This is a genomic window from Pseudarthrobacter sp. LT1 (assembly GCF_035621795.1).
In the GTDB taxonomy this organism is placed as follows: domain Bacteria; phylum Actinomycetota; class Actinomycetes; order Actinomycetales; family Micrococcaceae; genus Arthrobacter.
Window position 1 is genome coordinate 2,209,216 of record NZ_CP141830.1, and the last position, 21,695, is coordinate 2,230,910.

Annotated in this window: 22 protein-coding genes; 9 read left to right on the forward strand and 13 right to left on the reverse strand. The window is 63.6% G+C overall.

What is annotated here, in order from left to right:
• The first annotated feature begins 13 nt into the window (after window positions 1–13).
• The 3 genes from VIK36_RS10360 to VIK36_RS10370 are packed head-to-tail and all read left to right on the forward strand — an operon-like array spanning window position 14 to window position 2,670.
• On the forward strand, window positions 14–1,519 hold the full coding sequence (locus tag VIK36_RS10360) for a recombinase XerD (protein ID WP_071416680.1): 1,506 nt from the start codon (window positions 14–16) through the stop codon (window positions 1,517–1,519).
• Between the two features lie 55 nt (window positions 1,520–1,574).
• Entirely contained in the window at window positions 1,575–2,189 is a 615-nt protein-coding gene (locus VIK36_RS10365; RefSeq protein ID WP_071416679.1) for a hypothetical protein, read from the forward strand.
• Window positions 2,182–2,670 carry an NUDIX hydrolase gene (locus VIK36_RS10370; RefSeq protein ID WP_071416678.1) on the forward strand — a complete coding sequence of 163 codons (489 nt, stop codon included), beginning with the start codon at window positions 2,182–2,184 and terminating at the stop codon, window positions 2,668–2,670. The genes VIK36_RS10365 and VIK36_RS10370 overlap by 8 nt, the downstream gene beginning before the upstream one ends.
• A gap of 5 nt (window positions 2,671–2,675) precedes the next feature.
• Here the strand turns inward: VIK36_RS10370 and VIK36_RS10375 are convergent, their stop codons facing one another.
• The 5 genes from VIK36_RS10375 to VIK36_RS10395 form a co-directional block, all read right to left on the reverse strand.
• Window positions 2,676–3,221: a GrpB family protein gene (locus VIK36_RS10375; RefSeq protein WP_071416677.1), complete on the reverse strand. Its 546-nt coding sequence runs from the start codon at window positions 3,219–3,221 to the stop codon at window positions 2,676–2,678.
• Window positions 3,222–3,445: 224 nt separating this feature from the next.
• On the reverse strand, window positions 3,446–3,844 hold the full coding sequence (locus tag VIK36_RS10380) for a nuclear transport factor 2 family protein (RefSeq protein WP_255175445.1): 399 nt from the start codon (window positions 3,842–3,844) through the stop codon (window positions 3,446–3,448).
• Window positions 3,845–4,232: 388 nt separating this feature from the next.
• Window positions 4,233–4,544 carry a 4a-hydroxytetrahydrobiopterin dehydratase gene (locus VIK36_RS10385; protein WP_255175446.1) on the reverse strand — a complete coding sequence of 104 codons (312 nt, stop codon included), beginning with the start codon at window positions 4,542–4,544 and terminating at the stop codon, window positions 4,233–4,235.
• A gap of 1,282 nt (window positions 4,545–5,826) precedes the next feature.
• On the reverse strand, window positions 5,827–6,006 hold the full coding sequence (locus tag VIK36_RS10390; RefSeq protein ID WP_324645104.1) for a hypothetical protein: 180 nt from the start codon (window positions 6,004–6,006) through the stop codon (window positions 5,827–5,829).
• 156 nt (window positions 6,007–6,162) lie between these two features.
• Window positions 6,163–6,336 carry a CsbD family protein gene (locus VIK36_RS10395; RefSeq protein ID WP_159633138.1) on the reverse strand — a complete coding sequence of 58 codons (174 nt, stop codon included), beginning with the start codon at window positions 6,334–6,336 and terminating at the stop codon, window positions 6,163–6,165.
• 56 nt (window positions 6,337–6,392) lie between these two features.
• On the opposite strand from VIK36_RS10395, the gene VIK36_RS10400 reads away from it, so the two are divergent.
• Window positions 6,393–6,605: a hypothetical protein gene (locus VIK36_RS10400; protein ID WP_324645107.1), complete on the forward strand. Its 213-nt coding sequence runs from the start codon at window positions 6,393–6,395 to the stop codon at window positions 6,603–6,605.
• Between the two features lie 80 nt (window positions 6,606–6,685).
• On the opposite strand, the gene VIK36_RS10405 is transcribed toward VIK36_RS10400, so the two are convergent.
• Entirely contained in the window at window positions 6,686–7,009 is a 324-nt protein-coding gene (locus tag VIK36_RS10405; RefSeq protein WP_255175448.1) for a hypothetical protein, read from the reverse strand.
• A 217-nt stretch (window positions 7,010–7,226) separates the two neighbouring features.
• Here VIK36_RS10405 and VIK36_RS10410 point away from each other — a divergent pair, with 217 nt between their 5' ends.
• Window positions 7,227–8,015 carry a helix-turn-helix transcriptional regulator gene (locus VIK36_RS10410; RefSeq protein ID WP_324645110.1) on the forward strand — a complete coding sequence of 263 codons (789 nt, stop codon included), beginning with the start codon at window positions 7,227–7,229 and terminating at the stop codon, window positions 8,013–8,015.
• 23 nt (window positions 8,016–8,038) lie between these two features.
• Here VIK36_RS10410 and VIK36_RS10415 read toward each other — a convergent pair whose 3' ends face one another.
• Entirely contained in the window at window positions 8,039–10,015 is a 1,977-nt protein-coding gene (locus tag VIK36_RS10415) for an amino acid transporter (protein WP_324645112.1), read from the reverse strand.
• A gap of 230 nt (window positions 10,016–10,245) precedes the next feature.
• On the reverse strand, window positions 10,246–10,461 hold the full coding sequence (locus tag VIK36_RS10420) for a hypothetical protein (RefSeq protein WP_255175451.1): 216 nt from the start codon (window positions 10,459–10,461) through the stop codon (window positions 10,246–10,248).
• 454 nt (window positions 10,462–10,915) lie between these two features.
• Between VIK36_RS10420 and VIK36_RS10425 the strand changes: the two genes are divergently transcribed.
• Window positions 10,916–11,359, forward strand: coding sequence for a YdeI/OmpD-associated family protein (locus tag VIK36_RS10425; protein WP_324645114.1), 444 nt, complete (start codon window positions 10,916–10,918; stop codon window positions 11,357–11,359).
• Between the two features lie 157 nt (window positions 11,360–11,516).
• Here VIK36_RS10425 and fdhA read toward each other — a convergent pair whose 3' ends face one another.
• Both fdhA and VIK36_RS10435 read right to left on the reverse strand, forming a co-directional pair.
• Window positions 11,517–12,734, reverse strand: a complete 1,218-nt coding sequence (gene fdhA / locus VIK36_RS10430) for a formaldehyde dehydrogenase, glutathione-independent (protein ID WP_255175453.1) — start codon at window positions 12,732–12,734, stop codon at window positions 11,517–11,519.
• Window positions 12,735–13,177: 443 nt separating this feature from the next.
• The gene (locus VIK36_RS10435) at window positions 13,178–14,110 is read right to left on the reverse strand and encodes a LysR family transcriptional regulator (RefSeq protein WP_255175454.1); all 933 of its coding nucleotides are present in this window, start codon (window positions 14,108–14,110) and stop codon (window positions 13,178–13,180) included.
• A 157-nt stretch (window positions 14,111–14,267) separates the two neighbouring features.
• Here VIK36_RS10435 and VIK36_RS10440 point away from each other — a divergent pair, with 157 nt between their 5' ends.
• From VIK36_RS10440 to VIK36_RS10450, 3 genes are all read left to right on the forward strand, one after another.
• Entirely contained in the window at window positions 14,268–15,572 is a 1,305-nt protein-coding gene (locus tag VIK36_RS10440) for an aromatic ring-hydroxylating oxygenase subunit alpha (protein WP_255175455.1), read from the forward strand.
• Complete coding sequence (locus VIK36_RS10445; protein ID WP_255175456.1) at window positions 15,569–16,984, forward strand: ferredoxin reductase; 1,416 nt, start codon at window positions 15,569–15,571, stop codon at window positions 16,982–16,984. The genes VIK36_RS10440 and VIK36_RS10445 overlap by 4 nt, the downstream gene beginning before the upstream one ends.
• 153 nt (window positions 16,985–17,137) lie before the next feature.
• The gene (locus VIK36_RS10450) at window positions 17,138–17,515 is read left to right on the forward strand and encodes a hypothetical protein (protein ID WP_324645118.1); all 378 of its coding nucleotides are present in this window, start codon (window positions 17,138–17,140) and stop codon (window positions 17,513–17,515) included.
• Here VIK36_RS10450 and VIK36_RS10455 read toward each other — a convergent pair.
• The 3 genes from VIK36_RS10455 to VIK36_RS10465 all read right to left on the reverse strand — a co-directional run bounded on the left by VIK36_RS10455 (window position 17,469) and on the right by VIK36_RS10465 (window position 21,583).
• Window positions 17,469–17,915 (reverse strand): rhodanese-like domain-containing protein, encoded by a 447-nt coding sequence (locus VIK36_RS10455; protein WP_324645119.1) that lies wholly within the window; start codon window positions 17,913–17,915, stop codon window positions 17,469–17,471. The genes VIK36_RS10450 and VIK36_RS10455 overlap by 47 nt on opposite strands.
• Before the next feature lie 263 nt (window positions 17,916–18,178).
• The gene (locus tag VIK36_RS10460) at window positions 18,179–19,510 is read right to left on the reverse strand and encodes an MFS transporter (protein ID WP_324645121.1); all 1,332 of its coding nucleotides are present in this window, start codon (window positions 19,508–19,510) and stop codon (window positions 18,179–18,181) included.
• A gap of 237 nt (window positions 19,511–19,747) precedes the next feature.
• A complete protein-coding gene (locus VIK36_RS10465; RefSeq protein WP_324645122.1) occupies window positions 19,748–21,583 on the reverse strand; it encodes a glycoside hydrolase family 15 protein in 1,836 nt (611 codons plus the stop codon).
• Window positions 21,584–21,695 lie beyond the last annotated feature (112 nt).

Genomic DNA, 21,695 nt, shown 5'->3' on the forward strand with positions numbered 1-21,695 from the left:
GCCAGGAGCATCGATGGATCCGAAGCCGGCGGGCCTCTCCCCTCGCTCGACCGTCCAGGGTCGTCCGCGCGCGACGAGCACTCGCGACGATCCGTGTGCTCGCTGCGGCCGGAACATCCCCAGGCTCGCAGCCAACTGGCCAGAAGGCCGACTCTGCAACATCTGCTACTACGACGCCGTGCACACCCGCGGAACCTGCCCAGAGTGCCTCCAGGATCGGCTCCTGCCGGGCCTGCGCGCCACCGATCGCCAGCCGATCTGCTCGACATGCGCTGAGATCCCCGTCGACTTCCACTGCGAGCGCTGCGACGTCGAAGCAGCGCGACATCGCGGACGGCTCTGCGTCCGCTGCGCACTCCGCGACGACCTCCACGCGCTGCTCGGCGGCGCGCCAAGCGATCCCGCACTCCTCGGCCTTGTCGATGCTCTCTGCGCGTCAGACAGGCCCGAGTCCATCCTCGTTTGGAAGCGGTCGGCCAAGGTCCAGGAACTGCTTCGCGGGCTCGGTAACGGCGCCATCGCCGCGTCGCACGAGGGTCTCGACTCCGTGCCCGGCAAGCCCGCCGAGCATCTCCGGGCACTGATGCAGCACCACGGTCTACTCCCCCCTCGCGACCCCTACCTGCCGCGCTTCGAGCAATGGATCGACGCCAAGCTCGACGGACTCCCCGACGAGGTACGGCAGCCAGTTCAGCACTTCGCCACGTGGCACCACCTGCGGCGCATCCGCGCCAAGACCGGGGCTGGCGCACCCACTCGCGGGCCAATTCACTCCGCGAAGCAGGAGATCACCGAAACGGTGAAGTTCCTCGTGTGGCTCCACGAGACGTATCAGCGCACCGCGGCCACCTGCACTCAGCAGGACGTCGACGAGTGGCTCGCGGCCGGACCGACGACGCGCAGTGCGATCAGGACGTTCTTCGTGGTCGCGAAGCAGGCGCGTCTCAACACGGCGGTGACTGTTCAGCACCGATCCGCGAAGAGCAGCCCATCTCTCAGTCAGGACCAACGGCTCGCCTGGATCCACGAGCTCCTCACGGGCACCAGCGAGTCACTCCCCTACCGCGTCGCCGGGATGCTCCTGTTGCTCTACGCCCAGCCGCTGGTCAAGGTCGTCACCTTCCCGACCAGCATCGTCGACGACGCCGACTCTGGGATGAGCATCGTTCTCGGCACGCATCCGACCGATGTTCCCGAGCCGTTCGCCTCGCTCATCAGGGAGCACCTTGCCGCACGGCCGAACCTACGCACCGGCGCCGGATCCGACAGCCCGTGGCTGTTCCCGAGCACGCTTGCCGGCCGCCACCTACACCCCAACACTGTCATGGACCGCCTCCGCGACGTGGGCATCAACCTCCTCGGTGCCCGCAACCGTGCCATCGGTGAGCTCGTCCTTGAATGCCCGCCCTCCCTGGTGGCAGAGGCGCTCGGTTACAGCGCCCAGGTCGCGTTCCTCCACGCCGACAAGGCGGGCGAGCCGTGGGCCCGGTACGCCGGCCGATCCATCAAGGCCACTTGACCGTTGGCACACGCCGCTCTTTGCCGCCGTCACCCGGAATGCGAGGATCCTCGTCGTGTCTAGCGAATCGCCCGACCACTGGGTCTATGTCGTCACGGACATCGAGGTCGACGGACCGTGGCCAGGGCCGAACTCGATGCGATCGTTCGCGTCCGTCGCCATCACCCTCGACGGCACGGAGCACGGGCGCTTCGAAGCCGTTCTCGAAGAACTGCCCGGAGCCGCACCGAACCAGCAGACCCTCGCGTGGTTCCAGTCGATTCCCGACGTGTGGGAGGCCGCCACGACCGATCCGGAACCAGCGCCCGATGTGATGGCCAGATACGCGAGTTGGGTGAAATCACTGCCCGGCCAGAAGTGCTTCGCTGCCTCGCCCTTGGCCTTCGACGGCCTGTGGATCGACTTCTACCTTCGCCGGTTCACTCGCTACGGCATCATCCAGGGCCCATACGAGGACGACCGTGTCTTCGATGGCACTGGCCTCTGCCTTCGGAGCTACGCAGCAGCCGTGACCGGTCGCCCTGCGTCGGAGATCTCGCCAGCGAGCTTGCCGACCGAGTGGTTCGGCGACGTACCGCACACGCACCGCGCGATCGACGATGCTCTCGGATACGCCAACCTCCTCGTCACCCTGGGACGGATGGCGCAGTCGGGAGAGCGCGATGCCTGAAGACACGCGAGTCGCAGTTCGGATCGTCCTCCTGGACCAGTCCAGCCGCGTGCTCCTCTTCGAAGGCCGGGACCTCTCCGACACCGGTGACACGGTCCGATTCTGGTTCACGGCCGGCGGCGGAGTGGACACGGGCGAGTCGCTCGCGGAAGCCGCGGAGCGCGAGTTGCTCGAGGAGACCGGCCAGGCAGGACTGACTCTGATCGGGCCCTTCCATCGCCGGGAATTCGACTTTCTAAACCACGGTCAGCCACAGCATCAGATCGAGCACTTCTTCGCCGCAAGGACGAACAACAGCGCGCTGAGCGCCCACGGATGGACCGAGCTGGAACAGCGAGCCGTGACCACGTGGCGATGGTGGTCGACCGACGACCTCACAAGCGCGGACGTACAGGTCTTCCCCGACAACCTGGTCGATCTCGTCCGACAGGCGTCTGAGCTCGTTCGCACTGAGGCGGCCAGCCCGCCTGGCGAGCTGTAGTCGGGTCAGGCGGCAGGGTCGTTGAGGCGCAAGATCTGAAGGCACTCGTCGGAGGTGAGGTCGGACTCCGCGAGGACCTTCTGGAGAACCGCAGACTTTCGAGCGATGTAGGTATCGATGTCCATGTCGGGCTCCGCTGCAAGCGCCAGCTTCACGGCTCCGTACTCGTCACGCAGATCTTCCCGCACACGAAGGACGTCGCGAACCGCGAGGTGGTTGCGGACGTTCAACGTGCCCGCCCGGCAGACATAGACGTTCCGCCGCGGGTTCGCATCAGGAGCATGGAAGGCCTCCCGATCGACAACTCCCAGATCGCCGCGGTGAACGTACCCGGCCGAACCCAGGGCGGCGACCGCTGCCGACATCTCCGCTCCGTCGACGATGACGTCGATATCGAGGATGGGCTTGGCCGCCAGCCCTGGCACTGAGGTTGAGCCCACATGCTCGACTCGCGCGGTCGCCAGTCCAGCGAGAGCCTGCTTCAGGTCGCCTGCGACCAGCGCAAACTGCGCAGGCCACGATGGCGAGGACGCGACCACTTCGATAGGCACTGGGCGATGCTAGCCGCCGGTCTCACCGGGTCTCATACCCGCCGAATACGCGCGGACTTGATACGCAGCCTGTCCACTAAAGCTGGGGGAGAGGCCCGCTCGCGGGGCGCGCTTTTTGAAGAGTTAGCTAGCGCGGCTTGTTTGCGTCGCATTTGCCGTTCGGCCCTCCTGGAATAGCGTGCGACGCACAACGCGGAAACCTTTGGACTGCATCCTCGTCGTTGTCAGGAAGTGACTGTATCGCCGTGGCGGTGGGCTACCTTCCAATGGCCGTCCTCGCGCCGGTAGATCTGGGTTGCCCGGAGGGTGTAGCTCCGCGGCTCGCCGTCTACGGAGGCGGAGGTGTGCTCCAGGCCGGCGGTGTAGGCAATGTCCCCGACCACGTCGTACGCCATCAGCTCGAAGCGGTAGGAAGTGCAGTTGGAGAACTGTCTGGCGAGACCGGTGAACAGGTCATCGAGCTCCTGCCGACCCAGCGCGTTGCGCCAGGCGCCAAGGACGCTCACGGGCTCATTGCGGGACCAGATGGCTCGGCGTGGTCCGGCGTCGCCGTTGTGGAGCGCCAATTCCGCCTCGTAAAGGGTCGACCGTACCCAGGCCAGAAAGTCATCGGAGTCAGCCATGTCTCAGTATGCTCCCGGCCACGGGCGACGGGAAGAGACGGACAGATTGAGGATCGATAGTTACTGTCGCCATTGCCTGGCGCTAGCTTAGCGGCACCGAACAGGGCCCGTATGCGGAATCAATCGTTCAGGACCGGCCACTGGCCTGCCGCCCGTGAAGATCCCGCAGGTATTCGCCAGGCTCACAGCACGTCCGAGACTAGTGACAGCGTAGGAAATCGACGCAGACAGAAAGACCCGCCAAAACCAGCCCGCAGGACCCTCAGCGGGCAGTTGAAACCAGCTCTTTCCGGGTTCCTTCCCCATCAATTTGAATGCCGGTAATGGCGAGTCCGTAAAGGTTGCTTAGCGCCTCGACGATCCTTCACCCCTGCTCGACGGCGGGGACTCACTCCGTGGCGGCGACCCCGAGGTCCGCGGCGTGGCCGCTGATAGTGCGGGCCAGGTCGATGTCGCGGCTGGTAATCCCGCCGACGTCGTGGCTCGAGAGCGTGACGCCGACCTCGGGGTAGGTAAGCGTGAGGTCAGGGTGGTGGTTGGCCTCCTCGGCGGAGGCGCCGATGCGGTTCACGAGCTCCAGCCCGGTGGAGAACTTCCGGGTCCTGAAGGTGGCGGCGAGGGCCTCGCCGGTCACGCGCCACCCCGTGAGCCCGGCCTCGGCGAGCTCGGCGGCGGACAGCTTCCGTTGGGGATCAGTCATAGTGCCATCATGACTCCGGAGGGCCGCCGTGGGCTACCCCGGGAGGCGCCACGCCTCCCCGGGTGATGGCCGGCGGGCCACTGCGGGTAAGACTCCGCACTGGGCGGGGATAACACTGTCGCACCCTGGGTGGGGGAACGGGCCAGTCACGATGCCAGGCGCGTCCTTCTCTGGGCCCCCAGACCCTATGCAAAGGGGGCCTAGAGCGTACTTTCCGTCAATTAGCCGTTGAGAGCTGGTCTGGTAGCGGTGCCGTCGGGGTGGAATTGTTGACCGGCTACCGTTTTCGGAGCTACGGGGTGGTGGTGACGGGCTAATGAATTCGCCCAGAAGACGACCATCTGAGTTCGAGAGTTTGGCGCCTGGGAGGGTGTGGACAATGTCCGCACTTTTCGTATCGGAGTGCCTCGTACCGCCGTCGAACTGACCCGGATTTTGTAGGCTTTCAGGAGTTCCGCATATGTTTTAAGGTCGGGAATGTAGTTCGAGTCCCACCTCGGGCAGAGTGTTTCCGCAAGCCAGCGGCTATGCACCTGGTCAGTCACGCTCCATATGAATGGTGACTTCATAGGAATCTGGGCCTTCCGGAGATGCATCGATACAAAGTGATTCCCGGCTTACTCCAGCAGTCGCGGTCCTGACGCACCCCACAGACCGTTCCAGGGCGGGGCCTCCCTTTCCGGACGTCATCCCGAACCTGCTTGCCGCACTTTCAATGCTGACCTTATGAGTCACGGACCATCGTGCGTTCAGCCGCAAACAGGATGTGTCAATGGAGAGACATCCGGGATCCACCTTGGGGTCGAAGCGGAAGACCTCCACCCAATCATGCTCCGGTACGTTGTCCGCGCGGGCCCTCATGGCACTCGCCTTTTCTTCCTGGGAGCCGCCACCACCATTAATCTCCTGGGCCAGTGCCGAGCATCCCGCGAAGACAAGAATGCACAGTAGGGCTACTGACAGCCCGACTCCGCCGAGGATCCATCCAAGCCAGCTATTCTTAGGCGGCGGAGGCCCCGGCCAGCCTGGCTGAGGGTATCCGTACGGCTGGTGCTGATACTGGACCTGGGGAGAATGGCGCGGCTGAGGGGGATGGGCTGGCTGCTGCTGGTCTGAATTCACTTCAGCACCCCAGTGAGGACCGGCCGCGGCCGCCGGAAGAGGAAGCCAGCCTTGTGGGAGGCGGCCGTGCTCCCGTGCGGTCCAGATGTCTGCTGGAGGTCCGGTGATGAATCCGGGTGGCCTGAAGACTACTCATCGTCTTGGCTTGAGGGACGGGGTGTTAGGTCCGCGCTGCCGCCGCATCATCAGCTTTTTGGGCTTCCGCACCCCCAGCGCCATGGCCGGCCCGGGTCCGCGACCGCCGTCGGGCCTTCGCCAAGGACACCAGCAGGATCACCACGGTACCCATCCAGGCAAATCCGGTGAGGAACACCAGACCGATCGACACTAAGGGGTGCATATCCAGAGCATAGGACCACGCGGCTGGGACATCCGGGTGAAACTCCGCACCATCGGCGCCGGGATCTGCACGGGCAGGCGCGGGCGGTTGCCGTCCTGGCAATGGACACAGAAAAGGCGCGCCCCGTTCGCTGAGCGCGCCTTTCCCTTGATCCGGTCAGTGCTTGAAAGCATCCTTGACCTTTTCGCCGGCCTGCTTCAAGTCACCCTTGGCCTGGTCTGCCTGGCCTTCGGCCCGCAGGCTCTCATCGCCGCTGGCTGCGCCGGCAGCTTCCTTGGCCTTGCCGCCCGCCTTCTCGGCAGCGTTATCAATCTTGTCACCCAGTCCCATGGTCTTACCTCCTGTGGTGTGGCAGCCGTTCGCATTCGGCTGCATCCATAGTAAGCATGCTTAGGTTCCCCATTTCAAGTGTTGTCACTGCCTGCGGCCAAGGCACCCACACCTGGATCACCACCGCCCAGCTCTCCGCCTACGTGCGGGCCGAGGTGCGCCATCCCATGGCCGACGGCACGGCGAGCAACGGGACCAATATGGGAACGACGCTGCTGCTGGGTCCAATGGCAGCATTGACCAACCCGATCTTCCTCGGCGCCAAATAGGGGTCGATAGGCGGAAAAGGCCCTAGGGCCGGGTCCTGCGAGGGACCGGCCCCAGAACCTTCTTCAGCTGTTGGGCTCCCTTATTGCTGCGCCGGGAGTGGGGCCCTGAGGGTGTCGGTATTGGAGGTTAGATAATTGTGTACCTCATGGAAAGTCAGTTTCGGGGGTGCCGCAAAGCCCAGTTCCATGCTGAGAGGTCCGATCTTCTCCTGGGCGAAGGCGTCGAACTGCTCACGGCTTTCCCAGACATCGGTGACTTGGAATCCTTTATCCGTAGCCGTGGCCCAGTGGGATATCGAACCTGCGGGACCGGCGCCGCCGGGCGTCAAGCCCATTTTCTTGTTGATCTCGTCATATTGTTCAAGCGTCGACCCGTCGAACTCCATGATGATTGCGACTGCCATGATCTTCTCCTTCTTGGGTCGGGTCCGTTTTTTGCAGACGCGCGGGTGGATGGCCTGCCACGTCCGGCAAGGCGAATATAGAACCCCTTGCATGGGGCTTATATACGCAATTCTGCGCATCGCGGGTGCGGACCAAATGGGGTAGCCCCCTACAACTGGCAAACCCTTGAATGTGCTGAATTCCGGCCCCTAGCCTTGAAAAACGAACCATTCGCTTATGGCGGGCAGAACAATGGATGCTGTTGGTGACCTTGCCGGCGAACTCGTCCGGCTGCCGGACCGCGGGACCTATCTGAAAGCGGCCAGCGAGCTCCTGTCGAAGCTTTTCCCCTGCGATGGGCTGGCATGGAATGAGCTGGATATGCAGCAGGTCCGAGCGGAGGTCTACGCCCGCCCCGGGAACCACCCGTTCGGTGATCTTGCCCGGAAACTGCTTGAAATCCGAAACGACCATCCGCTCGTCACAAGCGACGTAGGCGATTCCATGGCCGGCGTGTGGCGCCCGCGGCGCCTCAGCGACATTGTTTCCGACCGGGAGTTCTACGAATCGAGGCTTTATCGTGAAGGCTTCCGGGAGATGCGGATTAACCGACAATTGTCGCTACGGACGGCACAGGCGGGCCCCGGAATATTGCACAGTTGGGTCATGAACCGCTGGAATCATGATTTCAGCGACAGGGAAATGGACCTTGCCAGGGAAATCCAGCCTGTGCTGTGCCTCCTCGACACGGCCTATTCACAGCCGCCAACTGCAACGAACAATCCGTGGCGTGCCGACGAGTTCGGTCTGACGGACCGCGAGGCAGAGATCCTTGCGCTTGTGGCGCAAGGCCTGAAAAGCACAGCTGTCGGCCACCTGCTGGGAATCAGCCCGCGGACTGTGTCCAAACACCTGGAACATTCCTACTCGAAGCTCCGGTGCACCAACCGCGTGGACGCCGTCAGGCTGTTTACAGCGGCCCCCAGCAAGGCCCCGGGTACCGGTAACTTCAGCGTCCCGGCGTGAGCCGCGCATCCCCGTTGCGCCGGTCAACCCACATGAATGCCGGGCCTGGCCGCCTTGTCAGGTTCCGTCTCGCGGAGGATTTCCCGCACCAGCGGAGGCGTATCGCCCTGGCCAAGGAACAGGTAGCGCATGAGGTGGTTGACCGGGCTGCCCTCAGACCATTCGAAGTAGCACTGCGGCATGACCCCGGTCGAGTCCCGGAGGGCCAGCAGGACTGCTGCGATGGCGTTCGGCACGGCGGGGGACTGCACGCGGAGGACCCGGTAGCCGTCAACCTCGATGCCCTCGACCCGGAGCGTGTGGCTGAATTCCGAGGGGTCGGATATCTCAACTTCCAGGAAGATGACGTCGGCGGGGCCGGGGACGGGGTTCAGCCCGCGCTGCTCGAACTCCTTCTCGGCGTATTCCGTCCCGTCCCCGGTCTGGCGTTTGTTCGCGATGATGTGGAGTTCCCGGTCGTACGCGATGGAATCGGTAATGAACTGGCGTGCGGGTTGGTCGAATTCGATGGTGTCGACCCGCAGTTCGGTGGTCCGGGTAACGCGGGAGACCAGGGAGACAGCGATGATGCCGCCGATGAAGAACGCGGAGATAAGGAGGCCGTCCGGCTTTTCGATGACGTTATCGGCCAAGGCGTAAAGCAGGATCAGGGTCAGTACGGTGAAGCCCACGGCGCTGGCCCGGCTGCGACGCCGGATGGCCGAGACGGTGACGGCGACCGCCCCCGAGACCATCATGGCCAGGATCCCTGTGGCGTAGGCACCGGCTTGGGCGTTCACGTCCGCCTTGAAGGCGATCGTGATGCCGATGCTCACCACGGTGTAGACCAGCACAACAGGCCTGACGGCGCGGCCCCACTCGGGCGCCATGCCATAGGCGGGCAGGTAGCGGGGCACGATGTTGATGAGCCCGGCCATTGCAGACGCGCCGGCGAACCAGAGGATCAAGGCGCTGGAGATGTCATAGACGGTGCCGAATCCGGCGCCGAAGAGTTCGTGGGCCAGGAATGCCAAAGCCCGTCCGTTGGCTTGGCCGCCGTCCTGGAACTCGCTGGGCGGGATCATGACGGTGGTCAGGAAGCTGGTGGACATGAGGTAGACGCTCATGATCAGTGCAGCGGTGGTGAGCAGCTTGCGGGTATTCCTGACCCGTGAAGCCATGACGTCGTCCGGCGTGCTTCCGGAGGACTTGATCAGCGGCATCATGGAAACCCCGGTTTCGAACCCTGACAGGCCCAGGACCAGCAACGGGAAGGCGATGATGGCCGGGCTGACCAGCCCCATCGGGCCGCCGCCACTGGAGAGCAGCCGGTCTGTCCAGCCGGCCACCAGGGACGGGTCGGCCGCGAGGTGAATGAATCCGGCCACCACGACGGCGGCGTTAAGCAGCAGGTAGATGGCAACCAGCGGGATGGCGACCCCGACGGCTTCATTGAATCCCAGCAGGAACACTCCGCCCAAAATCAGCAGCAGGACCACCGTGATGATTACTGCTCCGCCTTTGAGGGCTTCGGGGATCAAGGGGTTTTCCAGCAGGTGGACTGAGGCGTCGGCGCCCGAGAGCGTGATGGTAATGATCCACGAGGTTGCCACGAAGCCCAGGAGCAGCAGGACGAAGAACTTGCCGCGCCAGAATGGCAGTAGTTTCTCCAGCATGGCCACCGATCCTTGACCATGGGGGCTTTCCTGGGCGACCCTGCGGTACATGGGCAGCATACCCAGCAGTGTCAGGGCCACGATCAGCAAAGTGGCCAGCGGCGACAGCGCCCCAGCGGCCAGGGCTGCAATGCCGGGCAGGTAGGACAGTGTGGAGAAGTAGTCGACGCCGGTCAGGCACATGACCTTCCACCAGGCGTTGGGCTTGTGGTCCTCCTTGGCCTCCGGGCCGCTGGGAGCCACCTGGTTGGCGAGCAGCCAGCGCACCAGAGGATTGCGGTCCGGGCCAGGTGCCTGCTTGAGGTCAACATGCGCGGGGACGACGTGGTCAGAGGGGGTTGTCATCGGGTCTTTCCCTTGGGATCTGGAACCACGGGCCCGAAGCGGAGCCCATGGAGCCGGGCAGGACTGGTTCGGATCGCCGGACCTAAGCTGCTCTTACCCGGCGGTCAGGAGTTCCAGACACTATAGAGTGGCATGTTGTTTTGGGGCTGGCGGAGTGCAGTGCCGGAAACCAGGCTCGGCTCCACGGGCAAGCTGCTTGGTTGGCAGAAGAGTCTTCAGTGCGGTGCACCCTAGCGATGGCATTCCAAGAGCCACGCCGAATCCACCTGGGCTTCCGGGAGGTGCCACAGTCTCCTGACCAGGATGGCGAACGGCAACAGCTGGAGCATCCCGCCTGCGAGAAGCAGGGCAACGAGCAGGAGGATGTCCGGAAGGTAGAGGAGGAAGACGCCGGCGATTGCGGCGAAATATCCGGCGATGAACCCGAGGGTCGTCCTGGTATCCATGATTGCTCCCAAGAACTGGTCACCCGCACTGGGTGATGGACAGTGTTCTGTTGGCGGCCCGGCTCTGTGCAGTACGGAACCGCACTCGCTGGGCGATGCTGCCCGTGGTGGATGACTTCACCGGCGGACTTTTCTGAGCCTCAACCTGCGTCTCGGTCCAGGGCTTTGGCCTGTGACGGAACGGACCCGGCGCCATGGCCTGTGGTGCCGGGGAGCGGTGGCGGCAGGGGGAGGTGGCGCGGAAGCCACGAGTGATGAACTTCTCCTGCGGCGGCGCAACTTCAGGAGGACGAAGACAGTCCCGCCAACCCACATGAAGGCGGCGCCGAGAATCAGAAAGACGGCCTCAACTGTGTTCACGGCTGTTACTTCGGGGAACTTCGGATTGCACCAGCGCCAGCGTGAGCGGGGGCTGAAGATCAATGCTGGTCTTGGGAAGGTGCATACTTTGGAGATGAAATTTACCACTACCCTTCGAGGGAGCGGCAACAAGGTGGGCATCGAGGTTCCCGAGGACGTCGTTCGGGCGCTTGATGCCGGAAAGCGGCCGCCCGTGGTCGTGACTCTCAACGGAAAGAGTTACCGCAGTACCGTCGCGGTGATGGGCGGGCTCAACATGATCGGGCTCAGCGCCGCCAACCGGGAGCTTACCGGTACGTCGGCCGGGGACGTCGTGGAGGTGGACCTGGAGTTGGACACCCAGCCGCGGAGCGTCGACGTTCCGGCAGACCTTGCCGCCGCCTTGGATTCCGACCCCGAAGCGAAAGCTTTCTACCAAACGCTGAGCTACAGCAGCCAGCGCCGCTACGTGGAACCGATTGCAGTGTCTAAGACCGCAGAGACGCGGTCACGCCGGATCGCAAAGGTTGTAAGTGACCTGAAGGCCCGCAGAAAGTAGGACCATTAGGGCCGGCGCGGTTTAAATGCAGTGAAACGAACTTTCAGTGCTGGCGGGTTCTTAGTGAGGATGTTGCTGAGGGGCGGGTGCCGGAGGCCGCAGGACAACTGCGCAGTGGGCGAAGTGCCCCGGACCTCCGGCTTCCCTTTGCTTCCTACTAAGCCTTCACATAGCCGTTGGGGTTCAGCACGAACTTTGTCGCCGCTCCGGCGTCAAATTCGGCATAGCCGCGGGGGGCATCTTCGAGCGGGATGGCCTTGGCGTTGACGGCCTTTGCAATCTGGACCTTGTCATGGAGGATGGCCATCATCAGTTGACGGTTGTACTTCATCACCGGGCACTGGCCCGTAGTGAAGGACAAGGACTTCGCCCAGCCGGTGCCCAAGGACAGTGAGAGGGAGCCGTGCTTGGCTGCTTCATCAATTCCACCGGGATCCCCGGTCACGTAAAGGCCGGGAATGCCAAGGGCGCCGCCGGCGGCCGTGATGTCCATAAGGGAATTCAGGACGGTGGCAGGCGCCTCGTGGGAGGCATCCTTTCCGTGGCCGCGGGCTTCGAAGCCGACGGCGTCCACGCCACAGTCCACCTCGGGAACCCCCAGGATCTGTTCAATCTGTTCCTTCGGGTCGCCCTTCGTCACGTTGACGGTTTCGCAGCCGAACGACCTCGCCTGCGCCAGGCGGTCTTCATTCATGTCGCCCACAATCACGACGGCGGCGCCAAGGAGCTGCGCGCCTACGGCCGCAGCAAGGCCCACCGGTCCGGCGCCTGCCACGTAAACGGTGGAGCCAACACCGACGCCGGCGGTCACGGCCCCGTGGAAGCCGGTGGGGAAGATGTCCGAGAGCATGGTCAGGTCCAGGATCTTTTCCAGGGCCTGGTCCCGGTCCGGGAAGCGCAGCAGGTTCCAGTCGGCGTAGGGGACCAGTACATACTCGGCCTGTCCGCCCACCCAGCCTCCCATGTCGACGTAGCCGTAGGCGCTGCCCGGGCGGTCCGGGTTGACGTTCAGGCAGATGCCGGTCTTTCGTTCCTTGCAATTTCGGCAGCGGCCGCAGGAGATATTGAACGGCACGGAGACAATGTCGCCCACTTTGATGAATTCGACGTCGGGCCCCACCTCCACCACTTCGCCAGTGATTTCGTGGCCAAGGACCAGGTTCTGCGGAGCGGTGGTGCGCCCCCGGACCATGTGCTGGTCCGAGCCGCAGATGTTGGTGGTCACCGTGCGGAGGATCGCGCCATGGGGTACCTTGCGGCCAACGTTCGCCGGGTTTACGCCCGGGCCGTCCTTGAGTTCGAACGTCGGATAGTCCGTGTCGATGATTTCGACGACGCCGGGTTCCTTGTAGGCAACTGCTCTGTTTCCTGACATGGTCACTTCCTTATCGGTAGGTGTTGCGGGGCGTGTGGAGAAGCCGGGATATCCGGTCATGGACGTTGGACTCCATGCCGGGCGGGTCTGGGATGGAGCAAAGTGCTGTCCCGGGGATGGCCGCGGGTAGTAGGGGAAGGCGCGGAGGGGGTGTGCAATTACCAACCCCCTCAACGATATATTCGGGCTACGTCGACTGATATACCAGGCTGGTGTCAGCGTATACGGGGTATTACTGCAGGTCAACAGGGTTTGGGTACTTGCTGCGGCGTCCTTCACCAGCCGGAGCGCGCGACCCCCGGGTCATGAGGGGCGGTGTTCGTTCTGTGTTTCAGGCAGCGCCGGATGGCAGGCATGCCCTGAGCGTCAAAGTTCACCCAACTCCTCAGGCGGGGACTGCCTGCCCCACGCTGCGTCGGGTCTTTCCGTTCAGCATTGCGGCTTCACAGGTCGTCTTCCGGGCGGGCGGCGAGGATCCGCTTGGCGTTGGTCTGCAGGATGCTGAGTGACTCCTGGATCAGGGGGGATCCGATACTCCCTCGGCGCGCGACAGCCACGATCCGCCGGACGGGCCGCCCTTTGCCGGTTATGCGCAGCCGGACCACGTTCTCTGCGCTATGGAGAGGCGCCAGTCGTGGCAGCAGGCCCACGCCCAGCCCCGCACCCACGAAAGCGATCTGGGTCTCCCACTCCACAGCCTCGTGGGCAATCCGCGGGGTCACTCCAACTGCGGTGAACGCGGCCGTGAAAAGGGCGTGGTAAGTGGAACCGGCGGCTTCGGTGATCCAGGGTTCCGAGGCCAATTCTTCAAGCGTCACAGTTTCCCGCGATGAGAACGGATGGTCGGACGGAATGATCACGTCAAGGGGATCGTCGAGCAGAACGGTCTGCTCGAAGCGCAAATCATCGTCGCTGTAGGTGTTGGACTGCATGGCGACTATGACCGCAAGATCGATCCGCTCGGCCACCAGCAAATCGAAGCAGCGGGCCGGGTTGGCTTCGAGTACCTGTACCTCCAACTGGGGGCGCGTGGAGCGGAGGGTGGCGGCCAGAGGGGCGAGCAACTGCGCGGCAGCTGTGGAAAATCCACCGAGGCCGAAACGGGACTGTACTTGGTCGCCGGCTTCCATTGCCGCCGCGCGCAGGCTCTCCCAATCCGCGATGAGGGTGTCCGAACCCGCCACGATGAAGCGGCCTGTGGCGGTCAGCCGGACACCCCGGCCGTCCTTCGTCAGCAGCTGCAAACCGAGCACGCGCTGGAGCTCACGCAGTTGGGCTGAGACTGCGGAAGGAGAGTAGCCCGTAAGCTCCGCGGTTCCGCTGACAGTGCCGCATCTGGCGAATACGCGAAGCGTTATAAGCCGTGGATCAATCATGCATCCATTGTGCACGGTTATCCGCTGATTCTTGCGCTTTTGTTGCAGACCCGGCAGCCCTAATGTGACTACAACGACTTTTGGCGACGGGCTGCGGAAACGCAACCCTTGTCTACGCAAACCAGCACACTCACCCACGCCTCTCGGGAGAAAAACCATGACTGCTCCAGTGCACCAGCCCCTCAACGCACGCGGAAAACTCGCTTCATCCTTGCCTGCAGAGCAGCTGGCGGAGATCACTGAGTTGTTTGCATTGCGTCGCACGGGATATTCACTCGACGCCCCTTTCTATACGGACTCCACGATTTTCAAAATCGACATGGAAGCCATCTTTGGCCAGCACTGGATTTTTGCAGCGAGCACCGCTGAACTTCCGGAGCCCGGCGACTACGTCACGGTCGACTATGGGCCCTACTCGCTGATCGTGCTGCGCAACGACGATGGCGGCGTGAACGTCCTGCACAACGTGTGCCGGCACCGCGGTGCCCGCGTCCTGACTGAACCCACCGGGTCAACGGGAAACCTGGTTTGCGGATACCACTCCTGGACTTATTCACCCAGCGGCGATCTGATCCACGCCTCGGCACCGGGAGAAACGAAGTTCGATAAGAGCTGCTTCGGGCTCAAGCGGGCCCACGGCCGCGAGGTGGCTGGGCTTATCTTCGTATGCATCGCTGACGAGCCGCCGACCGACTTCGATGAAACCTCAAAAATCTTTGAGCCCTACCTCGCGCCCCACGATCTGTCGAAGACGAAAATTGCCTACCAGCAGAACATCATCGAAGAGGGCAACTGGAAGCTCGTCATGGAGAACAACCGTGAGTGCTACCACTGCGACGGCCACCCTGAGCTCGCCTGCTCGCTCTTCCCCACCTGGGGCCTCACCGAGGGCCTCATCCCGGCCCACCTTGAGGAAGTATGGGACCGGAACAAGCAGGCGCAGTCATCCCTTGAGGAGCGCTGCCGCCGCTATGGTCTTCCCTACGAGGTGGTCGAGGAGCTTGACACCCGCATCGCGGGCATCCGCATCTCCCGCGAATCACTCGACGGAGAGGGCGAATCATTCTCTCCGGACGGCCGCAGGCTCTCCAAGAAGCTGCTCGGCGATCTGCCGGACTTCCGGCTTGGCCGATGCTCGATGCACCTGCAGCCCAACAGCTGGTTCCACTTCCTGGGCGACCACGTCATCACGTTCGGCGTCTTCCCCATCAACGAGCACCAGTCACTGGTACGCACCACCTGGCTGGTAGCGGACGACGCCGAAGAAGGCGTCGATTACGACCTCGAGAAGCTCACGTACACCTGGAAGCAGACAAACCTGCAGGACAAGGCGTTTGTTGAGCTCTGCCAGCAGGGTGCCGGGAGCCCCGCCTACCAGCCCGGCCCCTACATGAAGAGCGAATACCAGGTCGAGGCTTTCATTAACTGGTACGTACAGCGTGTGCAGGAGCACCTGGCATGACGGAACTCCTTATCGAGACACCGGTCCGGGAACCCCAGCGCATCCGCGGTCTTGAAATGCCGTGGAACAGGGTGATGGGCAGCACTGAAGCGCCCGCCCGCGCCGCCCGTGCCTTGGGGCCCTGGCATCCGCAGGAGTTCATGGCGGAATGCGTCGAGACCATCCCCGAGGCCGGCGGCATGATGACGTTAGTGTTCCGCCGCTGCGACGGTGCGCCCCTGGCGTTCCGTGCGGGCCAGTACGTAAACATTGCCTTCCCGGTGAACGGTGAGGAGCACGAGCCGGTGGACCGCAGCTACTCGCTGTCCAGTTCGCCCACGGAACCGTGGACCTTCAGCGTCACCGTCAAACGCGACCCGGGCGGACTGGTTTCGCCGTGGGTGCACGACAATGTCAGGCCCGGCACTGTCCTGGACATGCTGGGACCCGTGGGGGCCTTCCACCTGCCGGATGCCGACCGGCGCGCGCGCTACCTCTTCCTGGCCGCGGGCGCGGGCATCACCCCCATCATGTCGATGCTGCGGACCATTCACTCGCTGCCCGGGACCGCCAACGTGGTGGTGCTCTACCACGGCGCCGAAGCCGGCGGCTTTGCCTTCCACCGGGAGCTGGCCTATATCGCTTCCGTTGACCCGCGCGTCAAGGTTTTCTATGCCCTGGGCGACCGCGGCAGGCCTGAGGAGTGGGAGGGCTTCAGCGGACGGCTGAGCTCGGCAATGATCGAGGAGGTGGCCCCCGACGCCAACGGCCGGCAGGTCTACGCCTGCGGCCCGGAGGGTTACCTGAACACCGCTACTGAACTGCTCAAGAAGGTGGGCGTCGACGACACCTCGATTTATATGGAGTTCTTCTCCGGAGATCGCAAAACCCTCCTTGAATACCAGGCAGAGATCGCACTGGCATCGGACATCGCGGAGGAAATTGCCGAGGAAATCGCAGACTCGGCTGAGGACTACTACGAAAGCCAGCCCTCAGCGTTCGGGCTATACGAACCCGGCTATGACGCTGAGGGTACCTTGAAGGCATCCGGGCTGCCGCTGGAAATTGTCGAGCCGGAGGCGCCCTCGAGCGAAGCCGGTAAGGGTACTTCAGAGGCGGATTCCGCGGCCCCGTCCCCCGATGCGTCAAGCTTTGACACCGTGGGGACGGGAAGCCTCACCCTTTCCTTCATGCGCACCGGCATCAATGTACGGATCGACCCCGAAGAACACATCCTGGGTGCGGCCCAGCGCGCGGGCGTCCGGATCGGTGCTAACTGCAAGGAAGGCATGTGCGGCTCGTGCAAGGTGGTCAAGCTTTCGGGTGAGGTCGAAATGAACCACCAGGGCGGAATACGGAAGCGGGAAATCGATGCTGGCAAGTTCTTGCCCTGCTGTTCCACCGCTCAGACGGATCTGGTGATTGATGCCTAGAAGTACTGGCCGGTCGGGGCTCATTTAGCCGCCAAAGGGGCCCCGACTGCGCCATATCTGCAAAGCGGCCCAGGTGTTCCAACAGATTCTGATGCCGCCATGGATGCCGAAAGCCTCTGACACGGCACCGGATACCGTGTTTGTGTTGATGGCATGAAAACGAGTCATGCCGCCCTTCGGGCGGTGAAAGCCTTCCACACAGCCGCCTGGTTCAGCATCGAGGCCTGCATGGTCTATTTGCTCTATGCCGGATTCCGCGGCGAGACCGGCAGGCGGGCGGCCATGGCTGCTGCAGTTGTGGGCGGGGAGACCCTGGTCTTCGTCGTGAACGGCTTCCGCTGCCCCCTGACGCCGCTCGCGCAACGCCTGGGTGATGCCCGCGGGTCCGTTACCGACATTTACCTGCCGCGATGGTTCGCCCATAACCTGCCGGCCATCCACGTACCCCTTATCGTCCTCGCGGTGGCCCTGCATCGAAGAAATTTCAGGAATCTGCGCGCAGGGCAGCCCAGGCCTGGAAGCCGCCAATGAGGTCGGTCGCACGGCGCAAACCCAGCCGCTGCAGGGTATGTGCAGCCAGGCTGGAGCTGTAGCCCTCATTGCAGACCACCACTATCCGCCGGGTGGGGTCGTCAGCGATGGGGAGCCGGTGGGGGCAGGAAGGGTCGAGCCGCCACTCCAAAACGTTTCGGTCAATAACCACCGCACCCGGTAGATCGCCGTCGCGGTCCCGCTGGTCAACGGGCCGGGTGTCAACGACAAGTGCGCCCGCGGCCATCTCCTTCTCAAGGTCTGATGGCTGGACCCGCTCGAGCCCGGCGCGGCTCTCGAGCAGCAGTTGGTCAATTGTAAGAGGTTCATGCGAACTGCCCGGATCTGAACTGCATGGGCAGGCTGCGGTGCCGTCCTTGACGATATGAGGCTGATCCACCGGGTTCCTCGCTTTACCTTCTGGTCGGTTGGCGTTCCGCGATGCAGCGGAACGTCGCTCAATTCCTAAGGTATGGGCAGAGCCACGGTCAACATGCTTCCGCCCTGCGACCGCGGCGCTGATTGTGGCGGAGCGCGGGGCGCTCTTCCTGGTGGGAGCGTTCGACGGCGCCCGCTGCTCTAAAGGGCGCGGCCGTCCCCGCGCCGTGGCAAAAGGCTGCCCAGGCGGCCGGGCGCCCGGGCAGCTTATTCCACGACCGCAGATCAACTGACTTTTCCGGCATGCCTTTTCTGGGGTTCGTGCCCGTGGCCCCCGGCCACCGGCCTGTCGCCTCCGCGGCGCAGGGTCAGCATCACCAGGCCGGCGGCGAGCAGGCAGCATGCCAGGAAGATGGACGTGGCCAGGAAACTGCCGTGCGTAAGATCCTGCAGATACCCTCCGACATAGGGCCCGACGAATCCGCCGAGGTTACCTACTGCATTGATCAGCCCCATGGCGGTGCCGGCCACGGCGACCGGCATGGCACGGGATGCGGAGGCCCAGAAGGGGCCGTCGTATGCCAAAGCTCCCGCGACGGCGACGCTGATCAGGGTGACAGCAAGGAACGGAAGATTGTCCCCTGTTGCCACCGAGACGACCAGGGCGACGGCACCGATGGCCATCGACAGCAGCACGTGCGTGGAGTACCGGCCGGAACGGTCGGCTGCTTTGGCGTTGTACCAAAGGCCGAACATCGCCAAAACATAAGGAATCGCAGTGATCAGGCCGACCTCTATGGAGGACCCGGAGGTGATCGTCTTGATCACGTGGGGGAGCCAGATGTTGATGCCGTAGAAGCCGATCTGGATGAGGAAGTACACCAGGGTCAGGCGCCACACCACTGCGTTGGACAGGACATGGCGCAGGCCGAGCTTTTCCTGCTGGGGATGGGCCGCAGCGTCGGCAGCCAACCCTTTCTCGATGTACTCGCGTTCCTGCACCGAGCACCACTTCGCTTCACGCGGGTGATCGGCGATCAGGGACCACCACAGGGGTGCGGCGATGATGAACGGGAAGATGCCTTCGATGATGAACAGCCACCGCCAGTCCGAGAAAGAGAGGATCCACCCGGAGAGGGGCGCAGTGATGATTGACGCGATGGCGATGTTCATCATCCAGAACGCATAGGCCCGGGCCCGTTCGGCGGCGGGGAACCAGTGGCTGATCAGGACAAGGATGGCGGGCCAGATCCCGGCCTCTGCGACGCCAAGGAAGAAGCGCACCACGAGCAGCTGGGTGAAGTCCTGGATGAATCCGGAAAGGACGGCCAGCACGCCCCACACGAGCACCATGATGCCCACAAATTTCTTGGCACTCCAGTGCTCGGCCAGATGGCCGCCCGGTATCTGCAGGACGAGGTAGCCGATAAAGAAGATCCCGGCGGCCAGTCCCTGTTGGGCCGCGTCGATGCCCAGGTCCTGGTGGAGTCCATTGAGGGCGAACCCGATGTTGGTTCTGTCCATGAACGAGATGATGTAGACGATGATTGCGACAGGGATCAGCCTCTTCCACCGGGCATTGCCCACTGCCGGCGCTGACGTGACGTTGTATGCCATCGGATTTGCTCCTTCGCAATATGGCTTATAGGTAGCACCCCAGCATGCTGTTGCTCTTCCGCGGTCCCAGGGGTCCGGCATTACGTACAGGACGCAAGGATCAGGACTCTTTCAGGAAGCCGGCAGCGGGGCGGCGAATCCGGGGACCGTCAGCCGGCCGGCGGTCCTCCCATATGGACCACTCTTTTATTGAATAGCAACTGTTGCGCGAACGCAAGAGTTAACCTGGACCGCCTGTCAGCCTGTTCTTTCGCGGGCTGGCCGGTCACCGGACTGATGGGAGCCGGGCAAGGGCGTGTCGCTGCGGCCCGGCCGCCCATGGCCGAGTTGCAGGGCGCAGTGAATAAGGGGGAAGTGGCTGAAAGCCTGCGGGGTGTTTCCAAGTTGACGATGGTTCCGCGGGTCCCATTCTTCACTGAGCAGGCCTACGTCATTGCGTAGTGCGAGCAGGCGTTCAAACAGTTCCGTGGCCTGGCCGCGGCGGCCGATCCCCAACAGCGCGTCCACCAGCCAGAAGGAACAGGCCAGGAATACGCCTTCGGTACCGGGCAGCCCATCATTGGCCGCTTCGGGGTGGTAGCGCAGGACGAAGCCGTCCTGCGTGAGGTTTTTCTGGATTGCCTCAACGGTGCCCGTGACGCGTGGATGGTCGTGCGGAAGAAACCCGACCCGGGGGATGAGCAGCAGGCTGGCGTCGAGTTCGGTGCTGCCATAAGACTGGACGAAGGTGTTTTGTTTCTCATTGAAGGCGTGGGTCATGACGTCGTCGTGGATGTGCGTGCGCAGCGCGGCCCAGCGGTCCCGGGGACCTGGCAGCCCGAACTGCTGCACTCCTTTGACCATCCGGTCCGCAGCCACCCAGGCCATGACCTTTGAGTGGGTGAAGTTGCGGCGCGGGCCGCGCATTTCCCACAGGCCGTTGTCCGGCTGGTCCCATGCCCCTTCAAGGTATTCCATGAGGGCCACCTGGATGTCCCAGGAGTCATCAAGGGCGCCCGCAGGGGCAGCTGCCCGGGTGAGGGCCAGGCCATCGAGTACTTCACCCCACACGTCCAGTTGCAGTTGCGGCGCCGCTGCGTTTCCTGTCCGCACTGGCTTTGAGCCTTCGAATCCCCCCAGCCACGGCAGTTCCGTTTCCGGCAGGCGGCGTGTCCCGTCCAGCCCGTACATGATTTGCAGGTCGGCTGGATCACCGGCGACTGCCCGCAGCAGCCATTCCCGCCAGGCAGCGGCTTCCTCGGTATACCCGCAGGCGAGCAAGGACTGCAGCGTCAGGGTGGCGTCCCGGAGCCAGCAGAAGCGGTAGTCCCAGTTGCGGCTTCCCCCGGGGTCTTCGGGCAGGGAGGTTGTGGGGGCTGCGACGATCCCGCCAGTAGGTGCGAAGATCAGTGCTTTAAGCGTGATGAGGGACCGTTCCACGGCGTCCTGGTAGTCGCCTGACATGGTGTTGCGGCTGATCCACTGATCCCAAAACGCCTGGGTAACGGCCAGGGCGCGTTCAGGGTCGGTCCGGTCCGGGACCGGCTTATAGCTGTGGGCCCAGCGCAGGACGAAAGGGATCCGGTCTCCGGCTTTGACCGTGAACTCGCTGATGGTCCGCATGTCCTCGCCCTTCAGCGGAGCGGGGGTAGTGAGGTAGGCGGCGTCCGGTCCTGCGACGGCACTGATGCCGTGGTCCATGCGGCGGACCCACGGAATGATCCGTCCGTAGTCGAAGCGCAGCAGCAGTTCCCCTTTCATGGGGACGCTCCCTTTCAGGCCCTCCACAATGCGGATCATGTCTACTGAATCATCGCGGGCGGGCATGAAATCCGTCACCCTGACGCTTCCCCCTGGAGTGTCCCATTCCGTCTCCAGGATCAGGGTCCCGGGCCGGTAGCGGCGCCTGGTGCAGTTGCCCGCACCGGCCGGTGCCAGGAGCCAGCGTCCCGCCTCCGGGGAGTCCAGCAGGGCCGCGAAGCAGGCCGGCGAATCGAAATTGGGCAGGCACATCCAGTCTATGGATCCGCTGCGGCCCACCAGGGCAGCAGTATGCAGATCGCCCACCATCGCATAGTCGCTGATCTCTGGCATCAGGCGCTTTCCTGCACATATTCCGGTAACGGTGGTTCGGCCGGTCCACCTCGCGGGTTCTTCATGGGTGAGTCCTTTCCGTGTGTGTCCGGCTCCCTCGCAGCGGGTCGCT

Coding starts and splice junctions, on each gene's coding strand:
- VIK36_RS10415 (WP_324645112.1), bottom strand. CDS start 10,015: ATGACAACCCCCTCTGACCACGTCGTCCCCGCGCATGTTGACCTCAAG.
- VIK36_RS10410 (WP_324645110.1), top strand. CDS start 7,227: ATGGCGGGCAGAACAATGGATGCTGTTGGTGACCTTGCCGGCGAACTC.
- VIK36_RS10435 (WP_255175454.1), bottom strand. CDS start 14,110: ATGATTGATCCACGGCTTATAACGCTTCGCGTATTCGCCAGATGCGGC.
- VIK36_RS10380 (WP_255175445.1), bottom strand. CDS start 3,844: ATGGCTGACTCCGATGACTTTCTGGCCTGGGTACGGTCGACCCTTTAC.
- VIK36_RS10395 (WP_159633138.1), bottom strand. CDS start 6,336: ATGGGACTGGGTGACAAGATTGATAACGCTGCCGAGAAGGCGGGCGGC.
- VIK36_RS10405 (WP_255175448.1), bottom strand. CDS start 7,009: ATGGCAGTCGCAATCATCATGGAGTTCGACGGGTCGACGCTTGAACAA.
- VIK36_RS10400 (WP_324645107.1), top strand. CDS start 6,393: ATGCTTAGGTTCCCCATTTCAAGTGTTGTCACTGCCTGCGGCCAAGGC.
- VIK36_RS10445 (WP_255175456.1), top strand. CDS start 15,569: ATGACGGAACTCCTTATCGAGACACCGGTCCGGGAACCCCAGCGCATC.
- VIK36_RS10360 (WP_071416680.1), top strand. CDS start 14: ATGGATCCGAAGCCGGCGGGCCTCTCCCCTCGCTCGACCGTCCAGGGT.
- VIK36_RS10450 (WP_324645118.1), top strand. CDS start 17,138: ATGAAAACGAGTCATGCCGCCCTTCGGGCGGTGAAAGCCTTCCACACA.
- VIK36_RS10460 (WP_324645121.1), bottom strand. CDS start 19,510: ATGGCATACAACGTCACGTCAGCGCCGGCAGTGGGCAATGCCCGGTGG.
- VIK36_RS10370 (WP_071416678.1), top strand. CDS start 2,182: ATGCCTGAAGACACGCGAGTCGCAGTTCGGATCGTCCTCCTGGACCAG.
- VIK36_RS10425 (WP_324645114.1), top strand. CDS start 10,916: ATGAAATTTACCACTACCCTTCGAGGGAGCGGCAACAAGGTGGGCATC.
- fdhA (WP_255175453.1), bottom strand. CDS start 12,734: ATGTCAGGAAACAGAGCAGTTGCCTACAAGGAACCCGGCGTCGTCGAA.
- VIK36_RS10420 (WP_255175451.1), bottom strand. CDS start 10,461: ATGGATACCAGGACGACCCTCGGGTTCATCGCCGGATATTTCGCCGCA.
- VIK36_RS10440 (WP_255175455.1), top strand. CDS start 14,268: ATGACTGCTCCAGTGCACCAGCCCCTCAACGCACGCGGAAAACTCGCT.
- VIK36_RS10390 (WP_324645104.1), bottom strand. CDS start 6,006: ATGCACCCCTTAGTGTCGATCGGTCTGGTGTTCCTCACCGGATTTGCC.
- VIK36_RS10465 (WP_324645122.1), bottom strand. CDS start 21,583: ATGCCAGAGATCAGCGACTATGCGATGGTGGGCGATCTGCATACTGCT.
- VIK36_RS10385 (WP_255175446.1), bottom strand. CDS start 4,544: ATGACTGATCCCCAACGGAAGCTGTCCGCCGCCGAGCTCGCCGAGGCC.